Raw genomic sequence first — 3400 nt, forward strand, 5'->3', positions numbered from 1 at the left:
TCGGCGGCAGGCTCCGTCAGCCGAGGCTCCGTCCGCCGAGGCATCGAAACTTCGGGGAACTGTTGAGAAGGCTCCACGCATCAGGCAGACGATCGCTCGGCGCATGCGTGAGTCCCTGGAGGTGTCAGCCCAGCTGACTCAGGTCATCGAAGTGGACATGAGCAAGGTGGCACGGCTCCGGACCTCGGCGAAGGACAACTTCCAGGCCCAGAACGGTGCGAAGCTCACCTTCCTGCCCTTCATTTCCAAGGCGGTCACCGAAGCGCTCAAGCAGCACCCCAAGCTGAACGCGTCATTCGATGAGGAAGCGAAGGAGGTCACGTATCACGACGCCGAGCACCTTGCCATCGCTGTTGACACCGATAAGGGCCTTCTGGTCCCGGTCATCAACGATGCGGGCAACCTTAACCTTGCCGGGCTGGCCAAGAAGATCGCCGACGTCGGGTCCAGGACCCGGAGCGGCAAGATCGGACCGGACGAGCTCTCCGGGGGTACCTTCACGATCACCAACATCGGATCGGTCGGCGCGCTGTTCGACACTCCGATCATCAATCAGCCCCAGGTCGGAATCCTGGGGACCGGTGCGATAGTGAAGCGCCCGGTCGTGGTGACCGCCGACGGCGAAGACACCATTGCTATCCGTTCGATGATGTACCTGAGCTTGACCTACGACCACCGCCTGGTGGACGGAGCCGACGCCGGCCGCTTCCTGCAGTCGCTGAAGGCACGTCTCGAAGCAGGCGCGTTCGAATCGGATCTCGGCCTGTAATCAGCACCACCGCCGCGGTCAGTTATCAACCACTAAGGAGAACAGTTATGGCTACAGTACGTTCAGCCCACACCGTCTGGAGCGGCAACCTGCAGTCCGGAAGCGGACAGGTCAGCCTCGACAGCTCTGGCCTCGGTACCTACGATGTCACGTGGAAGGCACGCTCTGAGGATGCCGGCGGCAAGACCAGCCCAGAAGAGCTGATCGCCGCTGCCCATTCCTCCTGCTTCTCCATGGCGTTCAGCCTGGCGCTGAGTGAGGAAGGCAAGACGGCCGATCGGATCGAAACCAAGGCCGAGGTCGATTTTCAGCCCGGTGAGGGAATCACTGCCATCCGGTTGATTCTTACGGCTGCCATCCCCGACATCGAGGATGCCGACTTCCAGCGGCTCGCCGAGTCTGCCAAAACAGGCTGCCCCGTCTCACAGGCGCTGGCCGGGGTCAAGAGCATCACAATTGAGGCGACTCTGCAGTCCTAGTCAAGCAGGAGTAACGGTTTCACAAAGGAGGCGGCAGGGGCCCGGGGCTGAGCTGGGGGTGGTTGGTGCGCACCGGAGGTACATCCGTCGGCAGCTCGGAAATCATTTCGCGCAGAATGGCCACGCCGTGCTCAAGCTGCGGGTCTTCCCCCGCTGCGTAGGCGTGCGGAGGGAACGGCACCTCAATGTCCGGATCCACCCCATAGTTCTCCACGCCCCATTCGACGCCGCCGGTCATCCAGAACGCATAGCGCGGCTGGGTGACTGCTGTTCCGTCGGCGAGGGAGAACCGGCCGTCAATTCCGACGACTCCACCCCAGGTTCGCGTCCCGATGACCGGTCCAATGCCCCTGAGCTTTGCTACCTGGGTGATGATGTCGCCGTCGGACCCGGCGAACTCGTCGGTCAGGATCACTACCGGCCCACGGGGCGCGTGAGCCGGATAGGTGCCCGGCTGTTCACCGCGGGGGAAGGACCAGGCGGTGACCTTCCTACCGATCAGCTCGGCGACGAGCTGGGAGGTGTGGCCGCCACGGTTGCGTCGGACATCCACCACCAGCCCGTCTCGGGCGGTTTCACGGTCCAGATCGCGGTGCAGCTGCGCCCAGCCACGGGCAACCATGTCCGGTACATGCAGATATCCGAAGGATCCCCCCGATGCCTGGTGCACGATCGCCCGATTGGCGTTGACCCAGTTCTGGTAGCGGAGGCGTTCTTCGCTCCTGAGCGGAACCACTGCTACCCGACGGACCGAGGGCTGCCCGTCGTCGGAGCCCTCCACCGTGTGACGGAGAACTGTCAGTTCAACAATCCGCCCGGCAGCGCCAGTGAGGAGGACTGCTGGGCCGTGGGCCAGCGGCACCGGGATCCCATCCACGGCGGCGATGATGTCGCCTTCCTCTACCGCAACTCCCGGGGCGGTCAGCGGGGAGACGGCCTGCGGGTCGGAGGACTCACCAGCGAAGATGCGCTGCACCGCCCAGCCATTTACCGTCGGGGCCAGTTCCGCGCCGAGGAAGCCCTGGGCGCCTGTTCCTGGCTCACCGAGCAGCAACGGCGTCACGTAGGCGTGCGAGGTGCCGAGTTCGCCATGCATTTCCCAGAGGACATCCACCAGGTCGTCATGCGATCCGAGCCGCTCCACGAGGGGACGATACCTCTCGCGGATTGACTCCCATTCGATGCCGCCCATGTCCTCAGCCCAGAAGAAGTCGCGCTGCAGCCGCCAGGTCTCGTCAAACGCCTGACGCCACACGCTGACGGGGTCGAGCAGGACCCGGATCCGTCCCAGATCAACCTCAACATGGTCGGGTGAATCCTTGTCGACCTTGCCCTTGGTGGGGACAACCGTCACCTTTCCAGCGTGGATGAGAGCTAGGGTGGCGCCATCCCCGCTGACCTCGAAGGTGTCGACTTCGGGTACCAGCGTCTCGGTGTCGCGCTTGGTGAGGTCGAAGCGTTCAAGCCTTTTGGCCGGGTCCTTGGCCGTGGTGGTCGCCCGACCATCGCCGGTCACACCAACACGTTCGGCTGCCATCCAGAGCAGGGCACCGTCGACGGCACGCAGCCCTTCGTAGCCGCCCTGCGGCACCGGCACAGCGATGATCCGTTCACCGAGTCGATCCGGGTCGACGACGACACTGACGTCGGTCGCGTCGTCGTGGGACGCATCGGCAGCCTTGGGCACCGACGTGGCTGTATTTGCCGCGTGCACCGACGGTCCAAACGGCGACGGCGTGTCAGCTGCGAGGGCCACCAGGAAGGGCTTGGTGGACACGGGGAAGCTCAGGTCGAAGCGGTGGGTGTCATAGACCGGGTCGAAGCTTCGGTCCGACAGGAACGCCAGATAGCGGCAGTCCCTGGTGAAGACCGGTGAATGGTCCCGGAACCGGCCATCGGTGACATCGAGAACCTGGGCCCCAGCATCCGCACGGGCAATACGGACCCGTGTGCGTGCACCTTCACCGGTGACCGGTTCCGCCCAGGTGAGCCACTGGGAGTCAGGGGAAAATGCCAGGTCATCAACTGCCCCGTGGTGGGTTGAGGCAAGGGTGAATAGGTCACCACCAGCGACCTGCAGTACCAGTATTTGACCCATTTCGCCTGCCATAGCTACCCGGGACCCGTCAGGGCTGGTCACCAGGTTACTGGC

At 64.1% G+C, this 3400-nt stretch carries 3 protein-coding genes; 2 read left to right on the forward strand and 1 reads right to left on the reverse strand.

Annotation, left to right across the window (positions count from 1 at the left end; genetic code table 11):
• Together Y703_RS21635 and Y703_RS0111790 are read left to right on the forward strand one after the other, a co-directional pair.
• The coding region (locus Y703_RS21635) for a 2-oxo acid dehydrogenase subunit E2 (protein ID WP_173400629.1) at nucleotides 1-769 on the forward strand (769 nt) is incomplete at its 5' end.
• A 47-nt stretch (nucleotides 770-816) separates the two neighbouring features.
• Nucleotides 817-1248: an OsmC family peroxiredoxin gene (locus Y703_RS0111790; RefSeq protein ID WP_026552855.1), complete on the forward strand. Its 432-nt coding sequence runs from the start codon at nucleotides 817-819 to the stop codon at nucleotides 1246-1248.
• Nucleotides 1249-1267: 19 nt separating this feature from the next.
• On the opposite strand, the gene Y703_RS23130 is transcribed toward Y703_RS0111790, so the two are convergent.
• The coding region (locus tag Y703_RS23130) for a S41 family peptidase (RefSeq protein ID WP_035764869.1) at nucleotides 1268-3400 on the reverse strand (2133 nt) is incomplete at its 5' end.

The organism is Arthrobacter sp. H20 (assembly GCF_000520515.1).
Taxonomy (GTDB): Bacteria; Actinomycetota; Actinomycetes; order Actinomycetales; family Micrococcaceae; genus Arthrobacter_D.

Excerpts from the sequence above, each read along its gene's own strand:
- Y703_RS0111790 (WP_026552855.1), top strand. The coding sequence starts at position 817 with ATGGCTACAGTACGTTCAGCCCACACCGTCTGGAGCGGCAACCTGCAG.